1 protein-coding gene is annotated in these 276 nt (G+C 65.2%); it reads left to right on the top strand.

Translation table 11 applies throughout. The features are described from left to right. Window positions 1–184, top strand: a 184-nt coding sequence (locus B4920_RS26215; protein WP_139379675.1) for a DUF1456 family protein, incomplete at its 5' end; no start/stop codon positions are given. Window positions 185–276: the final 92 nt, after the last annotated feature.

Raw genomic sequence — 276 nt, 5'->3', positions numbered from 1 at the left:
CGGCCTCGACTACAAGGAAGAAGACATGCTGGGCACCCTCAAGCTCGCCAACTTCAACCTCTCCAAGTCCGAGCTGAGCGCCCTGTTCCGCGCCAAGGATCACAAGCACTACCAGGATTGCGGGGATCAGATCCTGCGCAACTTCCTCATCGGCCTCACCGCCAAGTACAGGTCAGAGCCATGAGCCCGCGCGCGCACGTCACCCTCAGACAGCGCGCCTGAGCCATGGGCCAGCGCACCTGCCCCCCGTCATTCCGCCTGGGCGGCAGGCCGCGC

The sequence above is a fragment of the Zoogloea sp. LCSB751 genome (assembly GCF_002028455.1).
Lineage (GTDB): Bacteria > Pseudomonadota > Gammaproteobacteria > Burkholderiales > Rhodocyclaceae > Zoogloea.
This window is presented reverse-complemented; position numbering and strand designations above follow the sequence as displayed.